At 63.8% G+C, this 20522-nt stretch carries 20 protein-coding genes; 8 read left to right on the top strand and 12 right to left on the bottom strand.

Translation table 11 applies throughout. The annotated features are described in order from the left end of the window. Positions 1 to 4: 4 nt before the first annotated feature. Genes Q7P63_02290 through Q7P63_02280 form a run of 3 tightly spaced genes read right to left on the bottom strand, consistent with a single transcriptional unit; the run spans position 5 to position 2962 of the window. On the bottom strand, positions 5 to 1306 hold the full coding sequence (locus Q7P63_02290; GenBank protein ID MDP0498906.1) for a folylpolyglutamate synthase/dihydrofolate synthase family protein: 1302 nt from the start codon (positions 1304 to 1306) through the stop codon (positions 5 to 7). Between the two features lie 22 nt (positions 1307 to 1328). Further along, the gene (gene accD, locus Q7P63_02285) at positions 1329 to 2195 is read right to left on the bottom strand and encodes an acetyl-CoA carboxylase, carboxyltransferase subunit beta (protein MDP0498905.1); all 867 of its coding nucleotides are present in this window, start codon (positions 2193 to 2195) and stop codon (positions 1329 to 1331) included. Positions 2196 to 2236: 41 nt separating this feature from the next. Then, positions 2237 to 2962, bottom strand: a complete 726-nt coding sequence (locus Q7P63_02280) for a ComF family protein (GenBank protein MDP0498904.1) — start codon at positions 2960 to 2962, stop codon at positions 2237 to 2239. A 118-nt stretch (positions 2963 to 3080) separates the two neighbouring features. Here Q7P63_02280 and Q7P63_02275 point away from each other — a divergent pair, with 118 nt between their 5' ends. After that, positions 3081 to 3899, top strand: a complete 819-nt coding sequence (locus Q7P63_02275) for an MBL fold metallo-hydrolase (protein ID MDP0498903.1) — start codon at positions 3081 to 3083, stop codon at positions 3897 to 3899. A gap of 77 nt (positions 3900 to 3976) precedes the next feature. Here Q7P63_02275 and Q7P63_02270 read toward each other — a convergent pair whose 3' ends face one another. After that, positions 3977 to 4990 (bottom strand): acetylxylan esterase, encoded by a 1014-nt coding sequence (locus Q7P63_02270; GenBank protein ID MDP0498902.1) that lies wholly within the window; start codon positions 4988 to 4990, stop codon positions 3977 to 3979. A gap of 108 nt (positions 4991 to 5098) precedes the next feature. On the opposite strand from Q7P63_02270, the gene Q7P63_02265 reads away from it, so the two are divergent. The 4 genes from Q7P63_02265 to Q7P63_02250 all read left to right on the top strand — a co-directional run bounded on the left by Q7P63_02265 (position 5099) and on the right by Q7P63_02250 (position 7377). After that, complete coding sequence (locus Q7P63_02265; GenBank protein ID MDP0498901.1) at positions 5099 to 5482, top strand: Hpt domain-containing protein; 384 nt, start codon at positions 5099 to 5101, stop codon at positions 5480 to 5482. Positions 5483 to 5563: 81 nt separating this feature from the next. Next, on the top strand, positions 5564 to 5773 hold the full coding sequence (locus tag Q7P63_02260; GenBank protein MDP0498900.1) for a hypothetical protein: 210 nt from the start codon (positions 5564 to 5566) through the stop codon (positions 5771 to 5773). Between the two features lie 118 nt (positions 5774 to 5891). Beyond that, the gene (locus tag Q7P63_02255; GenBank protein ID MDP0498899.1) at positions 5892 to 6584 is read left to right on the top strand and encodes a hypothetical protein; all 693 of its coding nucleotides are present in this window, start codon (positions 5892 to 5894) and stop codon (positions 6582 to 6584) included. Between the two features lie 193 nt (positions 6585 to 6777). Further along, positions 6778 to 7377, top strand: coding sequence for a hypothetical protein (locus Q7P63_02250; GenBank protein ID MDP0498898.1), 600 nt, complete (start codon positions 6778 to 6780; stop codon positions 7375 to 7377). Positions 7378 to 7534: 157 nt separating this feature from the next. Here Q7P63_02250 and Q7P63_02245 read toward each other — a convergent pair whose 3' ends face one another. Next, positions 7535 to 7726 carry a hypothetical protein gene (locus Q7P63_02245; protein ID MDP0498897.1) on the bottom strand — a complete coding sequence of 64 codons (192 nt, stop codon included), beginning with the start codon at positions 7724 to 7726 and terminating at the stop codon, positions 7535 to 7537. 2 nt (positions 7727 to 7728) lie between these two features. On the opposite strand from Q7P63_02245, the gene Q7P63_02240 reads away from it, so the two are divergent. Beyond that, entirely contained in the window at positions 7729 to 8019 is a 291-nt protein-coding gene (locus Q7P63_02240) for a type II toxin-antitoxin system RelE/ParE family toxin (protein MDP0498896.1), read from the top strand. 10 nt (positions 8020 to 8029) lie between these two features. Here the strand turns inward: Q7P63_02240 and Q7P63_02235 are convergent, their stop codons facing one another. The 4 genes from Q7P63_02235 to Q7P63_02220 form a co-directional block, all read right to left on the bottom strand. After that, on the bottom strand, positions 8030 to 9265 hold the full coding sequence (locus tag Q7P63_02235) for a DNA methyltransferase (GenBank protein MDP0498895.1): 1236 nt from the start codon (positions 9263 to 9265) through the stop codon (positions 8030 to 8032). A gap of 273 nt (positions 9266 to 9538) precedes the next feature. Continuing rightward, on the bottom strand, positions 9539 to 9991 hold the full coding sequence (locus Q7P63_02230) for a hypothetical protein (protein MDP0498894.1): 453 nt from the start codon (positions 9989 to 9991) through the stop codon (positions 9539 to 9541). A gap of 108 nt (positions 9992 to 10099) precedes the next feature. After that, on the bottom strand, positions 10100 to 11344 hold the full coding sequence (locus tag Q7P63_02225; GenBank protein ID MDP0498893.1) for a beta-ketoacyl-[acyl-carrier-protein] synthase family protein: 1245 nt from the start codon (positions 11342 to 11344) through the stop codon (positions 10100 to 10102). 89 nt (positions 11345 to 11433) lie between these two features. Beyond that, a complete protein-coding gene (locus Q7P63_02220) occupies positions 11434 to 13362 on the bottom strand; it encodes a hypothetical protein (GenBank protein ID MDP0498892.1) in 1929 nt (642 codons plus the stop codon). A 400-nt stretch (positions 13363 to 13762) separates the two neighbouring features. On the opposite strand from Q7P63_02220, the gene Q7P63_02215 reads away from it, so the two are divergent. Beyond that, positions 13763 to 14806 carry a tetratricopeptide repeat protein gene (locus Q7P63_02215; GenBank protein ID MDP0498891.1) on the top strand — a complete coding sequence of 348 codons (1044 nt, stop codon included), beginning with the start codon at positions 13763 to 13765 and terminating at the stop codon, positions 14804 to 14806. Positions 14807 to 14809: 3 nt separating this feature from the next. On the opposite strand, the gene Q7P63_02210 is transcribed toward Q7P63_02215, so the two are convergent. After that, positions 14810 to 15703 (bottom strand): methylated-DNA--[protein]-cysteine S-methyltransferase, encoded by an 894-nt coding sequence (locus tag Q7P63_02210; GenBank protein ID MDP0498890.1) that lies wholly within the window; start codon positions 15701 to 15703, stop codon positions 14810 to 14812. A gap of 289 nt (positions 15704 to 15992) precedes the next feature. Between Q7P63_02210 and msrA the strand changes: the two genes are divergently transcribed. Beyond that, on the top strand, positions 15993 to 16547 hold the full coding sequence (gene msrA, locus Q7P63_02205; GenBank protein MDP0498889.1) for a peptide-methionine (S)-S-oxide reductase MsrA: 555 nt from the start codon (positions 15993 to 15995) through the stop codon (positions 16545 to 16547). Between the two features lie 11 nt (positions 16548 to 16558). Here the strand turns inward: msrA and murJ are convergent, their stop codons facing one another. After that, the gene (gene murJ / locus Q7P63_02200) at positions 16559 to 18142 is read right to left on the bottom strand and encodes a murein biosynthesis integral membrane protein MurJ (protein ID MDP0498888.1); all 1584 of its coding nucleotides are present in this window, start codon (positions 18140 to 18142) and stop codon (positions 16559 to 16561) included. A 105-nt stretch (positions 18143 to 18247) separates the two neighbouring features. Continuing rightward, positions 18248 to 20425: a carbohydrate-binding protein gene (locus Q7P63_02195; GenBank protein MDP0498887.1), complete on the bottom strand. Its 2178-nt coding sequence runs from the start codon at positions 20423 to 20425 to the stop codon at positions 18248 to 18250. Between the last annotated feature and the right edge of the window lie 97 nt (positions 20426 to 20522).

The raw sequence follows: 20522 nt of genomic DNA, 5'->3' as shown, positions 1-20522 counted from the left end.
GGGATCAGTCCTGCAGCAGCTCTTCGCCGATGCGCGTCTCGTGATAGAGAGCTTCCATCGCCTCGCCAATCAGGTAGATGCTGCCGGTGACGACGACCGTCTCGCCGGGGTGGCCGAGGGTGCAGACGCCGGGCACCGGGAAGACTTCGCGCACGGAGCCACGGCTGACCCGGCCATGGAAATCGGCGGGCACTGCCGCTTCGAGCGCCTCAAAGCTGCAGGCGCGCGGCTGGTGCGGGCGGATGAGCACGATCTCGCGGGCGTGGCGGGCGATCACCTCCAGCAGGGCCTTCGCGCGCAGGTCGCCCAGGCTGCCCGCCGCGATCACCGGCTTCACCCCTGTCTGGCGGACGAGGCGGGCGAGTTGCTGATCGAGAAAGCGCGCGCCTTCGGGATTGTGCGTCGCGTCGAGAATCACCTCGCGGTCGCCCGCCGAGTGGCGTTCCCAACGGCCGGCCCAAGCCACCTGCATGAGGGCCTGGCGGATCTGGTGGTCCGTTACGGGGAACTGCTCGCGCAAGACCTCGGCGGCCAGCGTGGCGGCGGCCGCGTTCAGGCGCTGGAAGTCGCCCGGCAGGATCGTCTCGGGGTAACGCTCTTCGTAACGCCCAAAGCGTTCGCGCACCGAGTAGAGCGGCGAGCCCAGTTCCTCGGCCCGTGCGCGCACGACCGCCTCGGCTTCGGGCGGCAGGCAACCCATCACCACCGGCTTGCCCGCCTTGATGATGCCCGCCTTCTCAAACGCGATCTTGGCCAAAGTGTCGCCCAGAATCTCGGTATGGTCGAAGCTGACCGAAGTGATGATCGACAACGCCGGGTCCACGACGTTGGTCGCATCGAGGCGGCCGCCGAGGCCGGTTTCGATCAGCGCCACGTCGACGGGAGCTTCCGAGAAGCGCAGAAAGGCCATCGCCGTCATGAACTCGAAGAAGCTCGGGTGGCTTTCCGGGTCTTCAGCCGCCATTTGAGCGGCAATCGGCTGGAGCTGCCGTGTGTAATCGGCAATCTCTTCGTGGCCGAGACGTTGGCGGTTTACCTGCACACGCTCGCCTTGGTAGACGAGGTGCGGCGAGGTAAAGAGCCCCGTACAATTGCCGGCACTGCGATAGATCGCCTCCAGCATGGCACAGGTCGAGCCCTTGCCGTTGGTGCCCGCGACGTGGATGACGGGGTAGCGACGGTGCGGGTTGCCAAGGCGCGCCAGCATGGGGGGCATGCGGTCGATGCCGTAGCGGGCGCCGTGATGGCGCAGGCCATAGAGGTAGCGCTGGACCGCGCCGTAATCGGAAAGATCGGGCGTCTGCAAGATGGGCCTCCTTGTCTGGGCGCTAGGCGGTGGCCGGAGCGGGCTGGTGCAGGAAGGCGCGGAGGAAGCTGACGATGCGCGGCTTCATCTCGTGGCGGTGCACAATCTGGTCGATCAGGCCCCGCTCAAGCAGGAACTCCGAGCGCTGGAAGCCTTCGGGCAGCTCCTGGTTGGTGCCTTCCTTGATCACGCGCGGGCCGGCGAAGCAGATCAGCGCTTCCGGCTCGGCCAGGATCAAATCCCCCAAGGTCGCAAAGCTGGCGGTGACGCCGCCCGTGGTCGGGTCGGTCAAGATCGAGATGTAGGGCAGCCCGGCGTCGGACAGGCGCGCGAGGGCCGCGCTGGTCTTGGCCATCTGCATGAGGCTGAAGATGCCCTCCTGCATCCGCGCACCACCGGAGGCGCAAACGATGATGACGGGCAGCTTTTGCTCGATGCCGCGCTCAATCGTGCGGGTCAGCTTTTCGCCCACCGCCGCACTCATCGAGGCACCGGCAAAGCGGAAGTCCATCACCGCGAGGCTCACGGGCAGGCCGTCCATCTGGCCGAGGCCGCACAGCACGGCTTCGTTGAGGCCCGTCTTGGCAATGTAGCCTTCGAGGCGCTCCTGGTAGGGCTTGGTATCGGTAAACTTGAGGCTGTCGACGGCAGTGACGCCCAGGTCGAGTTCCTGCCAGGTGCCGGCGTCGATCAGGCTCTCGATGCGGCGGGGGCCGTCGAGGCGGAAGTGGTGACCGCTCTTCGGCACCACCATCAAATTCTCCTCAAGCTGCTTGGTATAGATCAGCTCCCCGGACTTCGGGCAACGGGTATAGAGGTCGCGCGGGATGTCGCGTTTGCGTTCCGGCGGCTTGACGGTGCTGTAGCGTGGCTTGGAAAAGAAGGCCATTACGACAAAGATTGCGCAGTTGAACGGGCGACGTCAACACGTCAGCCATGGGCGGCCGTCAACACGCGCACCCGCCCCACCCCAGCCCTCGCCAGCACCTTCGCGCAGGCGTTGACCGTCGCCCCCGTAGTCAGCACATCGTCGACCACCACATGCAGGCGTTTCGGGTCGGGGCGCGCGCCTTTGGCCAAGGCGAAGGCACCGCGCACGTTTTCCTGCCGCTGGGCGCGGGTCAGGTCGGTCTGCGTCGGCGTCTCACGGACCCGCCGGATCAGCGGAGCAACTTCAGCCCCCGGGACGGCACGGGCAAAGGCCGCCGCCAGCTCGTAGCTCTGGTTGAAGCCGCGCTCCCGCTCCTTGCGCGGGTAGAGCGGCACTGGCACGAGCACCGCTCCGGCGGCGAGGTGCAGGAATTCGGGCCGTCGCTTGAGCAGCCAGGGCACATCGTGGAGCAGGTAAAGCCCAGCGTGGTATTTCAGCTCGTGCACCCACGCCCGGCCCGTTTCGGTATAGCGAAAGATCGCCCGACCACGCTCGAAGGCCGGCTGCAGGTCCACACAGCGCGGGCATTTCCGGTCCGCCTCTACCGCGCCCATGTAGGGGTAGCCACAAGTTTCGCAGCAGGGCGGTTCGATAAATTCCCAGCTCGCCCGACAGGCCGCGCAGACATGGCGAACCGGCCCCTCCTCTACCACGTCGCCGCAAAAGGCGCAGCTGGGTGGGAAACAGAGGTCGACAAAAGTGCGTAGCGGGGGCAGTCGAAACATCGGCAACGTGTCTCCCAGTCAACTGGCCCCCGCCCCAAGCGCAAGATCGTAACCCGTGGGCGAGGTTCCGTTAAGGGGCTTGCACTACGGGTGTCGTTCTGCCCTCATGGCCCACGCGATGGACATTGCATTCCTTGGCACCGGCACGTCGCAAGGCGTCCCCATGATCGCCCACCATTCCCACGGGCTCGACGTGCAGGACGCGCGCAACTGGCGCACCCGCACGAGCGCTCACATCTGGATGGGCGGCCAGCGGATCCAGATCGACGTGGGGCCGGAGTTTCGCCTGCAGTGCCTGCGTAACGGCATCGACCAGGTGGACTACGTGTTGATGACCCATGCCCATGCCGACCACATCATGGGGATGGACGACTTGCGCCGTCATGTGGACTTGCGCGGCGGCAAAGCCCTGCCCGTCTATGGTAACCGCGAGACGCTTGACCGCCTGCAACAGGTCTTCCCCTACGCCATGCACGAAGAGGCGCCCGTGCCCGGCTACCCGGCCTTCAGCCTGCGCGAGATGCCGGCCACGCTCGACTTGCCCTGCGGTCGCATCTCGGCCACGCCGTTGCCGCACGGGCGCTCGGACACGCTCGGGCTCGTCTTTACCGAAAAGCAGACCGGCCAGCGCCTCGCCTATTTTACCGATTGCAAGGAAGTGACGCCTGCCGCCAAGGCGCTGGCCCAAGGCGCCGAGGTGCTGGTGATCGACGCCCTCCGGCCCGACCCCCACCCCAGCCACCTGCACCTCGACGGCGCGCTCAAGGTGGCGCTCGAACTCCAGGCCCACCGCACCTATTTCATCCACATGACCTTTGCGGTCGACCATGAGAGCTACAGCGAGACGCTGCCCGACAACGTGCGCCTCGCCTACGACGGCCTCAAGGTCAACGTCGGTACGCTGGAGACAACGGACGCCCCGCCGATCTGGTGCTAAGGGGTGCGACTCTTGTTTAATCGCGGGCCACCGACAAATCCCGCTGCTCCAACCGTATCGGCATCGCAGAAACGGCCTCAGGAAGCCGGGGCGTCGTGGGTGGAGCGAGCGCGGATGAAGTCGCGGATGGCGTGGCGGAGGCGGTGTTGCTCGTCGTGCTCGCCCGGGTAAGACCAGTGGCCGGCGTTGAGCACAAAGAGGTGTTTGGGGCCTTGCCAGGCGTTGTAGATCGCGAATTGGCCGGGCGGCGGCACCGAGGGGTCCCAACGAGCGGCAGAGACGAGCACCGGCTTGTCTGCAAACTGGGCGGCGGAGGCGGCATCGTGGTAGGCCAGCGTGTCTTCGACCTCCTGGGGGTAGTGCTGGTGGACTTTGCGGACGGCCTCGCCGGAGCCTTGGCAGGGCATGCGCAAGCGCAGTGGGTGGTGGCCAAAGCTGGGCAGGCCGAGGTGGCCGCCGCAGAAGCGGTCGTCCCAGGGCAAGGCCAAGGCGCCGATGCCGCCACCGAAGCTGACGCCGTCGTAAAAGATATTGCCGTCGACCTCCGTGCAGAGGCTTTCCAGCGCGTTGGCAGCGCACCAGATGTCTTGCACGCAGCCCGCATGCACGTATTGCTCACGGTCGCGCAGGCCCTGGATCACGTGAAAGACGCTCGACTCCGGGATGTCGGGAAAGCGGCTGAGGTGGAAGCCGCGGGCGCAGAAGTAGAGCGTGGCCGCCTCGGGCAGCAGCTCTTCGGCGTCGGGCGCGTTGCGGCCACCGTAGCCGTGGCCCACGACGAGGCCGAGCCGGATCTCCTTTTTGCGCGGCAGGCTGAGCCAGCCCCCGATGCGACGACCACCCGCACTGTTGAAGTAGACCTTGAGCACCTCGCGCTCGCGCGTGCTGAAGGGAGAAGTCTCGGTCGTGGCCGCCGGCTCGATATTGCGGGCTTCCTCATAACGGCGCTGCCAGAAAGCCGCGAAACCCGCCGGTGGGCGGGGGGGCGCGATCTGCTGGAGGGCTTCGAGGCCGTAACCGTAGGTGGGATCGAAACCCAACGTCGTCTTCGGCTGGAAAAAGTGGGCGGGGCGATAGAGAACGTGCGGCATCGGTCGATCTTTCAAGGTGCCGCACTTTTAACTGAGATCAAGCTTTCACCTTGCGCTTCAACGGCACAAGCTGTTCTCTGCCCTCACGAGTCCCCACTTGTTTTGACCATGGAATTGTCCCATATCCTAGCCGAGCCGGTCGTGGACCGCGAACAGTTCGACATGTTGGTCGAGACTGGTGAAGATGCGGCCGCCGAACTGATTCAGGAACTGCTCGACCTCTTTCGAGAAGAGTCGGGCCCCCGCCTCGACGCGCTGCAAGCCTCTCTGGGCCAAAACGATACCGTAGCGATCGGCAAACACGCCCACTCCTTGGCCGGAGCCAGCGCCAACCTGGGTGCATTGCGCCTCTCCAAGCTGTGCCGCAAGCTCGAAACCGAAACGAACGCGGGCAACCTGGCCGCGCTGCCCGAAATCGCCCGCCACATCCGCGCGGAGTATGACCGCGCCGTGCAGCAGTTCGAAGTCGAGATCGAACAGCTCAAGTCCTAGGGCTTATCAGCCGAGGTGTTAACGGGCAAAGCCCGGGCTGTAACCGTTGCGATCCGTGATTTGCGGCGATTCGCTGGCACTATGCCAGTACCCCCGCATATCGTTACTTCCGTCTATTCACTGCCCCTGGCCGCCCAAGCCGCCCTCGCAGAGCGCCTGACGAGCCGCCTTCAACGGGTGGCCGAAGCCGTCTGCCATCACGAGGCCACCTGTCGCGAAGAGCAGGAGCGCCTCGCCGCCAGCCTTGCCGGCGCGCAGGCCGATGGCATGGCCTATTGGCTGGAGTCTTAAGGGATACAGAGCCGGGCGAATATGCAACGCCCGGCATGTATACCTCAGTCAGGTAAATATACAGGCTTGACGGACACAAACGTGCGTCAAACATAGGCTGCTTTTTTCTGCAGCGACTATGTCCAAGCCTATGATCCTGAAGCACCTGACCGTCTTCTCCGTTTTTGCCGCCCTCGCCGGCACCAGCTACGCCAGCACCTTGGGCGAGCAATACATCAGCATCGACGCCGGCTATATCGCCCAAAAGCGCACCGATGCGGAGCGGCTGGGGCTGCGCTATAACCTGCCCTTGATCGAGCAGGAGCAATGGGGCCTGGATGTGGGCTTCTTTGGACGCTACGAGACTCAGGAAGCGCAGCTCTATTACACCGGCTCCACCGGGCAACGCGTGATGCTCTTTGCGGGTGAAAACGAGCACCGCTCGCTCGGCCTCGATCTGACGGCTTACCTCCCGGTGCACGAGCGCCTCAAGCTGTTCGCCCGCGCCCACGCCATCACCACCTGGGCAGATCGCTTCGAATTCGACCTCAGAGCGCCGTACGGCGAAGTCGAAACGGCGGACTACAATTACTTCACGTACGGGGCAGATCTGGGGCTCGAATTCGCGTTCAACGACAAATTTTCCCTTCTGGGCGGGGCTGGAATTGAAAAAGACGACCATCGGCAGGAGGAAGCTTACCAATGGTTCGCCGGTGCCCATTTTTGGGTAACAGAGGTGCTCGGCACCCAAATCGGGTATCGTTACTACAACTACGACGGGGACCGTCGCAACGCCCACCTCTGCACGTTGTCGCTGTTTTTCCGCTATTAAATTCGCTCATCTCCCCCGCTTTCCGGCCGGCCCACCAAGCGAATTAGCAAGATATCGGAAGCGCTAATAACACCCATTAGCGTTAGCTATGAATGTATTTCATAGGCCGTCGGCTTCTTGACCCACTGGGCAAAGAGTGGAACATGTGCCGCTTCCCCTTAATTGGAAACTGACTGTTAGAACTCGTAAGCACATGAATCTGAACAAACTGACTATCTTGGCCAGCCTCCCCCTGCTGGCAGTTGCTGCTAACGCTGGTACCTTTGGCCAACAGTACATCGGCGTGCAAGGCGCTTATGTCGACGGCGACGGCTTCGACGGCAATGGTGCCGCGATCGCCTACAACCTGCCGGTCGTGCAGCAAGAGCGCTTCGGTATCGATGCCACCGTGGGTGTGCAGTACGCCAATATCGACTACGGTCGCTACTGGGGTGACGACGACCTCGTCAGCCTCAACGGCGGTGTCGTGGCCTACTTCCCGCTCAACAACGTGGTCACGCCCTTCGTCGGCGTCCAGATTGGCAACGACTGGCAAAACGCCGGTGACGAATCCGACTTCGTGTTCGGCGGCACCATCGGCCTCGAGCTGTCCGCCAACGACCAGCTTTCGTTCATCGTCAATACCGGTGCGGCCCGCAACGAAGAAGCCAACGCCACCGCCTACTCCGTCGGCGTGAGCGCCAACTACTGGCTGACCGAAGTCGTGGGCCTCAACGTGGGCTTCGACCACACCAACATCCAGGATGCCGACGACTACGACACCTACACCGCTGGTGTGCTCTTCCGCTTCTAGTTTCTAGCAAGCACTTTTACTTCATTGCGAGACGGGCTCCTTCCAAGCGAAGGGCCCGTTTTCTTTTGGTGCCTTGCCAAGGTACCTTCTTGCGCGGCAACCACGACTGGTCTAGATAAGACGTATGCGTGTTCTTACTGAAGTAGCTCAAGACGCATTAGAGCTCGGACTTGCTGATCGCGCTCGTCTCGCGGACATCCTGTTGGAAAGCTTGCAACTGGATCGCGATCCGCATCAGTGGGATGAGATAGACCGCGAAATGGAGCGTAGAATGGCTGCACGCGAGAAAGGCGATGTCTCTATCGTAGATGGAGATGAGGTCCTTCAGCGCGCTTGGCAACGGCTCCAATCATGAAGCTACGGTTTACTTCTGAGGCTGAAGCCGAACTCAATCAGATCCTCGACTACTATCACACCATAGATCCGGTCCTCGCTATCCGCTTCTTACGCGAAGTGGAAAAGCTGCGAGACCGGCTCCTGCAATTTCCTGAGAGCGGACACTCGCGACTAGCAGGGCGTTACCGTTTGGCGCTCGTTGCTGGCTTTCCCTATGCTCTCGCCTACACAGCTACGGACAAAGAAATTCTAGTTGAATATTTGCCGCATCTAAAACGGCGACCACACCACTGGCGTAAGGACTAGCCCCCTCACCTCACCCCTTACGGAAGACGGCGATGCGGTGGGAGTTGGTGCCGCCGGAATTATTGGAGACGCCCCAGCAGTGGGCCGTCTTGGTAAATTCCTGCTGGTGCTGGAGTACGGCGACCGGTTGCCAGCCGACCTTGGCGACGGCAGGGATCAAGTATTGCTCGAGCTGCACCTGACCGTGGCGCACTTCGCCCACCTCGCACACGAGGTAACCGCCCGGGCGAGTGATACGGAGCGTTTCGGCAAAGACTTGCGCCATCGCCGTCGCCCAAGCCTGGGGCGTGCGCGGCGTGATGAGGCCCTGCAGCTTACCCGGCACCCCGGCGAACCACAGGCGCAGCCAGTTGTCGCCCTGGTAGTCCACCACATCGAGGAAGGGGGGAGAGGTGACGGTGAGCTGCACCGAATTATCCGGGACCTGCACGGTATGGCGCGCATCCTGGGTCATGATCAGCGCATCGCGGCCGGCCTGGCGCAGGGCGTCGAGCGCCTCGGGCTGCATGCCACGCAAGAGGGCCTGCGTCTTTTTGACGAGGATCGGGCGCAGTTCGCGACGCGGCGGCGTCTGGTCGCGACGCTCGTTGATTCGGCGCTGCGCGGCGATGCTGACGGCCTGGTTGGGCGGCAGGGTGTAAACCGAAAGGAAGCCGCTGGAGTGCCCCGTGAGGCGAGTCAGCGCGACCAGCCGCAGCCAGTTGTCGACCGCATCGGCCTCCTTGCCACGCTCGTGCAGGTAGCGGCGCAGGTGCGTGATCTCGCGCAAGGTCGCCGGGTGGTAGAAGGCGCGTAGGTCGTTTCGCACCGTGGTGCGCTTCTCCAGGTCGAGACTGTCGAGGCGCTCCTGCACCGCTTCGACGGTCGGCGGGTTGAGCCGCGGCTCGGTGAAGCAGCGCGACAGCAGGTTGAGGTCGCACCCCGCCACGCGACGCCCGAGCAACGCCGCCTCGATCACCGTAGTGCCGCGCCCCATGAAGGGGTCGTAGATCAGGTCGCCGGGGGACGAGAGCCGGTCGATAAAGAACCGGGGCAGCTGCGGCTTGAAGCACGCGCGGTATGGTATCTCGTGGATCGCGGCCGCCTGGCGCTGCTGGGCGGTCCAGAATTCGTTGAAGTAGGTGGGCACGAGGAAAGCGCTCTCGTCATCGCCATACGGACGGGTTTCTACCTGCCCGCCCTCCGGCCGCAGACGAAATTGCGCCAGCTCTTCAAGAAACGGTACAACTTCCGCGGGATAAGCCATCCCAGTACGGTGGACCAGTTTCGGTACCTGTACAAGCTGAATTTCAGGGAATTTGCGCATCAGGCACCGCCCATGGGAGGTAGAAGGCCGCATTGGAAGAAGCCCGATAGTGAAGCTTCTCCGTCCCTGGGTCGTACAGGTACAACTTCCGCGAAGTAAGCCATGCCATGTATCATGGCTCAAGTTCAGTGATTTGTACAGCCGGAAGTGCGGAAAATCGGGGATTGGCGCAGGATCAAGAGAGCAAAACGAGTGCTCAAGTGCCAAACGGGATTACGGCTCCAGCTCCTCCGAATTGCCTGAGTCTCCACATTCAATCAGCGCAAATCCGTCTGCCTCCATAAAGAGTTGTGAGGTCTCTGGGTTACCCGCCCAGATCCCAGAGAGATCGCCCCAGATTCTCACCTTATATCCTGAATATTCGATCAACTTACGGTGTAGCGATTCCCGGTAGGTATAAAGATGAATCCTCCGATCACGGTGTTGGGATTTATTTGAGGAAACGACCAGCGCACCTAGACCTTCCTCCCCCATCAGGATTATCGCTTCGGTGATTTCGACCAAGTGATCCCGCCTCCGGAGGTTCTCGAACGCCTCATCCAAGGTGCGATACTCGTAGAGGGCATCCACGCGGCGGCCGCCCCAACAGCACTCGCACATTTCCGCGAGAGCGTTGGAGAACGCAAATGCGCAAACGAACAACCAAAGGAACCTCTGGACTTTCATGGGGCTAGTAACGGAGGTGAAAGGGAAAGAGAGCATCTCCGCGAGAGAAGATACTCATTCTTTATCCGTTAACCGCTGCTAGCGCAAGCTAAACGCCCACCCCGCCCCTTACGCCTCCCACTTCTTCACGATCAGGCAGGAGTTGATGCCGAGCATGCCGAAGGAGTTGTTGAGGATGGTGCGGATGCCGTCGGGGCGCGTCTCGGGGGTGTTGAGCACGAGATTGCCGGTGTCGCAGCCGGGGTCGAGGTCGACGACGTTGATCGTGGGGTGGATCTGGCTGTCTTCGAACGATGGCAGGTTCGCCGCCAGCTCGAGCGCACCTGCCGCGCCCATCGCGTGGCCGATGTAGCTCTTGGCGTTGTTGACGCGGGTATTCGGGCAGGTATCGACCGGGAAAAGCGTCTTGATCGCCTGACACTCCTGCAAGTCGCCAGCGGGGGTGCTGGTGGCGTGGGTGCTGACGATGTCGATGTCGCAGGCCTGCAGCTTGGCCTTCTTCAGCGCAGCCTGCATGCACTCCACCTGACGCTCGGCATTGGGCAGCACGGCGTCGGTAGCGTCGGAATTCATGTGGTAGCCCACGATCTCGGCGTAGATCTTGGCACCGCGGGCGAGGGCGTCGTCGAGGCGCTCGACGGTGTAAATGGCCCCACCCTCGCTGACGACGATGCCGTTGCGGCCCTTGTCAAACGGGCGGCTCGCCTGGTTGGGGTCTTCGTGATGGCCGAGCGCGCCCTGGCTCTTGAAGCCGGCGAAGATACCGAAAGTGTGGATCGACTCGCTGACGCCGCCGGCGAGGGCAAAGTCGACTTCGCCGAGGCGGAGCATCTGCACGGCCTGGATCAGGCCCGCGTTACCGGCGGCACAGGCGGCGCCGATCGTGTAGTGCGGCCCGGTGATGCCGAGGTTGAGCGTCACCTCGCCCGCCGGGTTGTTGGCCACGGTGCGGGGGTTGTGGTGGTGGCTCCAGTAGCGCACGTCGTATTCGAACTTCGAGATGTTATACACCTCGTTTTCGGTTTCGACGTTGCCGTGCTCGGTCGTGCCGATGTAGACGCCGACGCGTGCCTTGTCGAGCCCCTCCCAGGCCACGCCGCAGTCCTGCACCGCCTCGCGGCTGCAGAAGATCGCCACGCTGCCAGCTCTGGTGCTGTGGCGCAGCTCGCGCCGGCTCTGGTATTTGCGTGCGTCGTAGTCGCACACGCCAGCATGGACGGTGCCCATGTAGCGCATGTCGATGTTGACGATATTGGCCCGGCCGGCGAGCAGGTTGGCTCGCATCTCCGCCAGGGTGTTGCCGATGGGCGAGGTCAGGCCCACTCCGGTAATGACAATCCGCGTGTCGTGCATCTCGGGGAAAACTCACCCTACTACGGGCACAGGCCCGGAAGCTGTCAAACCGGAAGGGTGTATTTTGGGCAACGGGGTGATCCGAAACATTACTCGTAGCGGAGGCGGAAGAGGCTGCCGTTGCCGTCGAGCAGCCCTTCGCCAGTGGCGGTGAGCAGCAGCTCGCTCGGGTCGTCCCGGAGGGAAGCGCTCTGGTTGAGCGCCACGGTCTGCCACTGGTCCTGCATCTGGTCGAAAGTCTGCCAGCTGATACGGTGGGCGGCGCTGCGGTTAACCACCGCCTGCAACTGCACCTGCCCCTCGACCAGTTCGATCTGGATGCAATTCTTCAGCGCCGGATCGCGCGGGTCGGAGGCGAGGAAGAACTCGGCGGCATCGATCCGGCCATCACGGTCCGCATCGCCGGAGCCGTTGGTCATGGCCAGTCCGCCAAAGTGGCGCATTTCCCAGCTGTCGGCCAAGCCGTCGCCATCCACATCGGTAAAGCTGAAGGCCAGCTCGACCTCGTAAAAGTGCTGATCGAAGCCCCGGTAATCGGTGCGGGGGCTCAGCGAAATGTAATAGGCGGCACCGGCGGTCAGGGAAAACTGGTAATGCGGCAGGCCAGGCGTGCCCTCTTCGGCCAGTGAGGGGGTCAGCGGCTCGGAATCGGCCACCGTCTGCAGGGCAACGCCTTCGGCCCAGATGTCGACCGCACCGTCTTCGGGCGCGGTGTAGAGAAACCAGAGCGCGGCTTCGGGCTCGGAGGGTTGGTAGTCATAGACGGTAAAGGTGCCGTTGGGGAGCACGACTTCGGCAGCGGTGGCCGGGGCCGTGTTGGCGGGAGCCTCCAGATAGGCGAGCGCCACGCCGACCTGGTCAACCGTCTCGGCGCAAAAGAGATAACCGGGAGCCTGCAGCGCGATCTGGTAGACATCGCCCGCGTGCACCGTCAGGACGGTGTCGCCGTAGGCGGGAAACGTGGCGGCAGCCGTGCTGGCTGCGTCTCCCTCCACCAAGCTGACGCCCACTTGGCCGTATTCGTAGGCCGGGTCGTAATCGCCGGGCAAGACGTTGCCGGCCAGCAGCACCTGACCGTCGGCGCTTGCCACCCATTGGTAGTAGCGGGCCGGCTCGCTGATGTCGTTAAAGGCTTCGACTGCACCGGCAGCCGGGAGGGGCAAGGCGTCGGCGGGGTCGGCATGGGCTTCCGGCCCGGAAGTCCATTCGATAAAGGCACCGACCGTCACATCGTATTGCTGCTCTTCCTGCACCACGCGGGCGGCATACCACTTACCCTCTTCGACGAAGCCGCGCTCGTTGTGGGCCGTCCACTCGGCATAAAAGCAGCGGTAGGTCTTGGCGCGGGCGACTTCGCGCACTTCGGAGATTTCCTTGGTCGCGCGGTCGTAGTCGATCTCGACCAGCACGATGGTGTCGCCCGGGTAGGTCTGCTCGTCGAGGCGAAAGGCGATGTAGCCATCCTGCGGCGCTTCCCAGATCGTCTGGTAAGGGTTGGCGGTGGAGCGCTGCTCGATGCGGTCGAGGTTACCCTCGCGAAAATCGCGGATGTTCAGCGTCTGCCACTGCTGGTCGTACCAAGGGTACCAGAAGTCGTAAAAGATCTGGACGGCTGCCGTCGGGGCATCGGCCTCGGGCACCGAAAAGCGAAGAAAGAGGTCGCCCTTTGGCAGCACGTCGTCGCTCACAATATCGGTCAGCGGGTCGCTCGCGTTGAGTTCGCCGCTCCAGAGGCGGGTGCCGATGCCCTCGGTGTTGAAGTCGTAGAGCGCAATTTCGATTGCCACGTTGGGGCTGAAGAAGTCGCCCGTAAAACGGTAGGCCCCGAGGATCATGTCGGCGCGGTACCAGACGATTTTGCGGTCGTCTACCGTCGGCGCGGAAGCAAAGTCGAGCTCCAGCGTGGAGTCGTCGGCCACGGCAGGCAACACCTCCGCATCTTCCGGTTGGGCCGCAAGGCGACTCGACAGGAAGGGGGCTGCAAAAATCAAGGTCAGCAGGACAAAAATAGAGCGCATCGCGCTCTCCTTCGCAGATCCTATTCCCAACGATAAATGCCTACCCAAATTAAGGCCAAACATCTCAGCACACAGGGGTAATCCTGCAAGCTCACCCCGCCAAAGAGGCCAGAAAAGAGGAAAGGGGTCGTGCGCGCTGCAAGAGCAGCCGATCATCCTGCAATGCAGGCTCTTCACCTTTGGGTGGGGATTCCTTTCCACAAGCAGGGCCTGTCTTCCCTCAGCCCCCGAGGAAACAAAAGTGCCTTGGTTAGATTAAAAACCCGGGGCTGCTTACCGATAAGGACAACTACACGGATCCTCTCTAGGGGATCGCAACGCTCGCGGGACTTCCTCCCGCCCCTATCCTGCCACCCGCGACGGGCCCCGCCAGTCGCAAAGAAACGATTCAACCTTTCTCATGAAGCAACGACTCAGTCTACTCGGTTCCCTCCTTCTGGCCCTCAGCTGCGGCTACGCCGCCCCGGCCACCACGCAAAGCGACGCGCAGGAGGCCCCGCAGACCGCAGCCAAAGCCAACTGGAGCGACGCCACCTTCGAACGCCTCGGCTTTCAGCCGCCCTCCGAAGGCCAGGAATTCGTCCTCCTCTCCTACGATGTGGACGACCAGGGCAAGGTGAAGGGCATGGTGCACGTGCTCCACAGCACCGACGCCAAGCTGACCCCCTCCGCCGTCGAAGCCGCCACGCAGGAGCGCAACCGCTTCGAAGAAGCCCAGCGCAATGACCGCGAAGTGCGCAAGATCGTCTACTTCCGCCCCAATGAGGAAGGGGATTTCGATTACCGCATCGCCTACTCCCTGCTCGGCCTTGCCACCAACCGCGAGCTGGCCGACGCGGGCAGCGCGATCGCCCAGAACCGCGTGGGTGAGATTTATTACCACGGCCTCGGCGACGTGTTGCCGGAGCCGAAGCGCGCCTTCGACTGGTTTGTGCGTGCGGCGGATCAGGACTTTGGCGACGCCCAATACAACCTGGGCGTGATGTATCAGATGGGCGACGGCGTGGAGCAAAACGCCAAGACCGCCGTCTACTGGTATCAACGCGCCGCCGAGCAAGACCAGGCCAACGCGCTGAACAACCTCGGCTACGCCTACTCCGCCGGTTTTGGGGTGGAGAAGGACGAGGCCAAGGCAGTGGAATATTATGAGAAGGCCGCCAAGCTCGGCCACTCGACCAGCCTCTTCAACCTCGCCTACCGCTACGAAAACGGTCAGGGCGTGCAGCGCGATGTGAAGCGCGCCATGAAGCTCTACCGCGAAGCAGCCGACAAGGGCCACGAGGGTGCGATGTATTGCATCGGCCGCCTCTACGAGCTGGGCCAGGGCGTCGACCGCAGCCTCTCCGAAGCCCAGTCGTGGTATCGCCGCGCCTCCCGCGAAGGCTCCACCCACGCTCAGCAGCGCCTCCAGCAACTGTCCTCCCGCCAGGCCAGCCTGAACTAAAGACTACGGCAGCATCCTTTTCGCACCTGCGAAGATTTCGTCGTCGCCCGCTGGCTTCAGTTGGGCGACGTTTTCTTGGGCCAGCTCCCAGGCCAGCAGGCGACGCTTGCGCTCGGGGCCCCAGCGATACCCACTGAGCCCGCCGGTGCCTCGCAATACCCGGTGGCAGGGGATGAGCCACGAGATGGGATTGGCCCCCACCGCCTGCCCCACCGCACGGCTGGCACTGGGGCGCCCCAAGCTCGCGGCCAGTTGCCGGTAGCTGACGCAGCTGCCGGTAGGGATGCGCAAGAGTGCCCGCCACACTTGCACCTGAAAATTGGTCCCCCGCACCCACAAGCGCAGCGGGGCCGGGTCGCCACCCTCAGCGAGGCAGAAGAGTCGGGCCGCTACGGGCGCGGTCTCGGCAGGCGCATGGCGCAGGGCTGCCTCCGGGTATTGGCGACTCAAGGCAGCCAGAGCGGCTTCCACTGCTTCCGCGTTTTCCAGGAAGAACAGCGCCGAAATCCCGCGCGGCGACAGGGCCAGCAGATACGCGCCAAAGATCGACTCGTGCACGCCCCAGACCAGCGGCAGCCCGCCTTGCTTGAACTCGCCCGGCGTCATGCTCTCGAACTGAACCAGCGTATCGTGCAGGCGACCGGGGCCGGAAAAGCCGTTCGCCAGCGCCGCCTCCAACACGCTGCCACCTGCCCGCAAGTCGGCTTTCGCGCCCTCCAGATGCAGATACTGGCGGTAGCGGTGCGGGCTGAGGCCCACGTAGTCGACAAACAGCCGTTGAAAATGGGCGCGGCTCAGGCCCAGCTCTGCGGCCACCGTCTCCATCGGCAGCTGCTCCGCGTCGGTCTCGGCCAGGCGCTCGATGGCGCGGGCCATCATGTGGTAGTGGGAAGGCATGGGTCGTTCGGATTACGGTGTCATTATACGCCTTTGGGGGCTCCCGCCCACCCGAATTGTGCCCAGGGCTGCGTTCAAAATTCGGTGCTGCCGAAAACCCCGACAAGCTGCAACCCATCCTGCCTTTGCGCCGCTGCTCCGAAGTTGAGACGAATTCCAAAGAATGGGGTTGTATCGTAGCATCATGAAGTTGCCCAGTTGGAGATTGCCGCTCGAAATCGTGACGCTGGTCGCGCTGATCGGAGTTTTGGTCTATCCTGCGTTTTCCAGCCCGGAACTCAACGCGCAGATGAAACCTTCCGACCAGACCGAACCCGATCTCTCCCGCTACGAAGTCGCCACCATCGGCGGCGGCTGCTTCTGGTGCACCGAGGCCGTCTATCAGCCGATCAAGGGCGTCACCTCGGTCGTCAGCGGCTATGCCGGCGGCCATGTCGACCACCCCACCTACAAGCAAGTGACTTCCGGCACCACCGGCCACGCCGAAGTGACGCAGATCACCTTCGACCCCGAAACGATTTCCTACGAAGAGATCCTTCACCTCTTCTGGCAGGCGCACGACCCGACGACGCTCAACCGCCAAGGGGCCGACGTGGGCCCGCAATACCGCTCGATCATCCTCTACCACAACGATCAGCAGAAGGAAATCGCGGAAAAGTCGCTCAAAGACGCGCAGGCCAGCTTCAAGAGCAAGATCGTCACCGAGATCAAGCCGATGACGGACTTCTACCCGGCTGAAGACTACCACCAGGACTTTTACGCCAACAACCCGAACCACCCCTACAGCGTCTACGTCATCAAGCCCAAGCTGGAGAAGATGGCGAAGGCACAAGCGGGGAAGTAGCGGGCCCTGCGCTATCGCCCAAGCTTTTTGCGCACGGCGGCAAAGAGCGCGTGTAGCTCCGTCTCGCGGAGGAGGAAGAGCGTGGCGAAATAAAGGGCCATGCCCAGCGGGATGAGTAGTGCGATGAGGCCGGCGTCGAGCAGCTTGGGCTCGGTCCCGAGCTTCAGCGCCTGCAGCAGGCCACCCACCAGGCCCGTGCCGATGGGTTCGGCAAAGTAGATCGCCGCAACCATCACCGCGCCGGCGGCCATGATCTTCACGGCGGCCCAGCCGGTGGCGGGGGTGACGAGCGCCACCCGGTAGCGACGCAGCAGCCAGGCGAGCAGCAGGCAGTGCACGACACTCGTCAGCAGGTTGGCCAGCGCAAGGCCGGGGGTGCCGAGCGGCCCCATCAACGCGAGGCTGAGGCCGAGGTTGAGCACGAGGTTGAGCACCGCCAGCCGCACGGGCGTCCGCATGTCTTGCTGGGCGTGGAACGCACGGGTCGCCAGCGTGGCCCAGGAGTAAAACGGCACCGCGATGGCGAAAATCTGCAGGGGCAGCACCGTTGCGGCCACGTCGTCGGCACCGAAGAGGCCCCAGGCAAACAGGGCGCTGAGGATCGGCTCGGCCAGCACCGCCAGGCCTAGTGCGGCCGGCACCGTGATGAGCATGATGAGCCGCCACCCGTGGTGGTAGCCCTCCGCAAAGGCTTCCTGACCGTCTTCGCGGGCGGCGTAGCGCGCCAGCTCCGGGAAGAGCACGGTGCTGACCGCGACCGCAAACACGCCCAGCGGCAGCTCGATCAGCCGGTTGGCGAGGTAGAGAATGCCCGTGGCCTGGTCGTTGAGGCTGAACGCGAGCAGCCGCGAAACCAGCACGTTGACCTGAAAGATGGCCGCGCCGAAGACCCCCGGCAGGAAGAGGTTCCACACCGGGCGCAAGTCGGTCTTTTCACCGCGCCCTGCCGTGCGATCCCAGCCCGCCTTTTGCAGGTCGAGCCAAGGAGTCAGCCACTGGAGGATGCCGCCGACCAGCACCCCGCCGCTGAGCCACCACGCGCGCTGCTCCGGCGTGTCGCCAAAGGCCCAGCCGAGGCCGCCCAGCGCCGCAATCATGCTGAGGTTGAGCCATACCTGCGACATCGCGGGCACGAAAAAACGCTCCCGCACATTGAGGGCCGCGCTGAGGATGGCCGCCAGACAGATCAGGATCAGGTAGGGCGTCAGCACGACACCATAGCCGCTGCTGAGGTACCAGCGCTCCGCCAGCCCCGGAATCAGCGGCAACGCCAGCCAACCGAGCGCCATCAGCACCGAGAGCCCGCACAACACCACCGCCAGCCGCCGCAGGACGGCATTGAGCAAGGCGTCCTGCGCGGCGGGCCCGTCCTGCTCCAGCTTGCGGGAGAGCACGGGCACCACGGCGGAGGTCAGCGCGCCCTCGCCCAGCAACCGGCGGAAGAGGTTGGGCAGCGTAAAGGCCAGGATGAAGGCCGAGCTGACCGGCCCCGTGCCGAGGAAGGCAAACAGGCAGACGTCGCGCAGCAGGCCCAGCACGCGGCTGGCCGAGGTGGCGAGGCTGACAATCGAGATGCTACGAAGGCGCGCACACACAAACGCTGGTGATACGCGACGCGCGCTCCCTCGCCCAGCGGAAAATGCGAAACAAAAAAACGGCCCTGCCTCGCGACAGGGCCGTGCAGATCCGTTACCCGCCGATCAGGGGATGGCGAGGTAGTCGATATTGGCGAGGTCTTGCCCGGTGGACTGCACGCGCACGGTGTTGACCGCCCCTGGGTTGAGCGGCACCGCCACGTCGAGCGTCGCCCAATTCGTCCAGCCGCCGGTGGAAGGGAAGCTGATCGACTGAGTGCTGCCGTTGACCGTGAGCTGGCCTGTGCGGGTGCCGGCGCTGCCATTGGCATAGCGGAAGCGCAGGGTCTTAGTGCCCCCGCCGCTACCGTTGACGCGAGCCCACTGCACGCTGCCGCCCGAGCTATTGAAATCGACGAAGCCCGTGCCGGTGTAGTGGTTGCGGTTGTTGGTGACGACAGCCCCACCGCCGACACTCGTGTTCAGCTCGGCCTGCAAGGTCAGCGGGACGTAGGCGATGTTGGGCGTGGGCGGGGTGCTCATGCCCGTGCCGAGGTAATAGTCGGGCTGGTGCGACTGCATGTAGCCCTTCACCGTCATGTCGACCCGGTAGGCCGGGTTGTGGGCGAGCGTATAGAGGCGCGTGCTGGTGGGGGTCGGCGTGGTGCAGATGATCAGCTGCGTGTAATTGCTGTTGAACGACACAATCTCCTCCCGCCAGTCGCCCAGGATGTCGCCGTAGAAGAAGGGCGCGCCGCGGTGGCTCGTCTGCCCGCCCACCCCGCTGGAGGTGCTGCCCACGGTGAAGAGGCGCGAGATGGTGTGGTTCGAGGCGTTGTATTTCTCCACCTTGCCGTCGTTGAGGGTCTCGCTGAGCAAGTCGCCATCCCACCAGATGCGGAAGTTGGGCCACGGAGTGGTGGCGTGGACGGTCGCTCCGGTGTCGATGCGGTGGTAGCCGTGGAACGACCAGTATTCGTAGCCGGGGTAGTTTGGGTCGATGTCGGCCACTACGCCGCGCGCGGTGTCTTCGGGCGAGCCCCAGTGCAGGTGGATGGGGGAGCCGGAAGAGGCATCGAATACGAGGTAGTGCAGGCCGTTGGCGTTGTCTTGCTGGATGGCGAACCCTTCGAGGCCGGGCCGGTTGGGGTTGAGGTCGCCAAAGTGGAAGCGATCGCCATGGACGACCCCGGCGCTGGAGCCGCCCGTCTTGTAGCGGAAGGTACCGTTGGCGTTGAGCACGTAGCCGCCGTCGGAAAACTCATCCGTGCCGTCGCCATTCACGTCGAAGAGGCGGATCTGGTGGAAGTCGGGGGCGTCTGTCGAGCCCCGGTTCCACTTCCAGCGCTGCGAGAGGCTGTTGTCGGCCTCGAAGTCATAGGCCACCACCATGAGGTTGAAGGCGCCGGAGCCGATGCGGTTCTTGAGCTTGGCCACCACGCTGGGGGCGTTGCCGTCGAGGTAGCCGATGCCTAGGTGTGCCGCCAGCGGGCCATCGCTGAGGTAGTCTTGCGGCAGGGTGGCGCGCGCCCGCTCGGCGCCGGTCAGGCCGTTGAGGATCGAGAGGGCCTGCACGTTGTTGCCGAGGCCGGAGAGCGTGCTGCCGTCGCCAAAAACGACGCCATTGGCGGTGCGCAGCGCGACTTCCGCCCGCCCGTCGCCATCGAGGTCGTAGACTGTCACCCCGTCCCAGTGGCCCACGTCGATGGCGGAGGGGCCGGGCTCGATGTTATTGGGGGCGACGCTGCCGGGCCCGAGGTCGACGACCCACAGCAGTTCGCCGGTTCGGGTGTAGGCTTCGAGCTTCTGGCTGTTGACCGTGTCGGACGGCAGGCGGTCGAGGATGTAATCGTATTCGCCATCGCCGTCGAGGTCGCCCACCCATACGAAGTGCACGGTGTAGCCCGGCAGGTTGCGCACGGGGATGCGCACCGCCGGCTCGTAGGGGCCGTTGGCCGAGAGGGTAAACGGCACGCTCGAAGCCTGCTCCACCCCGCCGACGACGGGCCGCACGGTATAGGTGTAGGCCGAGCTGGTGGGGGCCGAGGTGTCGGTATAATTGCTGACCTGCAGGGGCGAGCCGTTGAGCTTCACCGCCGGGCCGCCGTTGGTCGAGCGGTAGAGGTTGTACTGGGTGCTGGAGGCATCCAGGCCGAGCACGCGCCAGCTGATAAAGGTGGCGCTGGAGCCGGTGCGGACGGCCACGACGCCACGATCCAGCTTCTCCATCTCTCTTTGCCCTTGCAGCCCGAGCGGGAGCAAGGAGAGGGCGAGGAGGCTGGGCAGTAGTTTTTTGGAGTTCATAGGTGGGGTTTGGGAGTGTTCGGTAACGAAACGGGCCGGATACGCAGATTTGGGCGCGCCGGGCCGTTCTTCCGGGGGGGGCGGAAGCTCTTTTGGG

It is taken from the genome of Verrucomicrobiota bacterium JB022 (assembly GCA_030673845.1).
GTDB lineage: Bacteria > Verrucomicrobiota > Verrucomicrobiia > Opitutales > Oceanipulchritudinaceae > WOUP01.
Note: the sequence above shows the minus strand (reverse complement) of the source record. Positions and strands in the feature narration are given on the sequence as shown.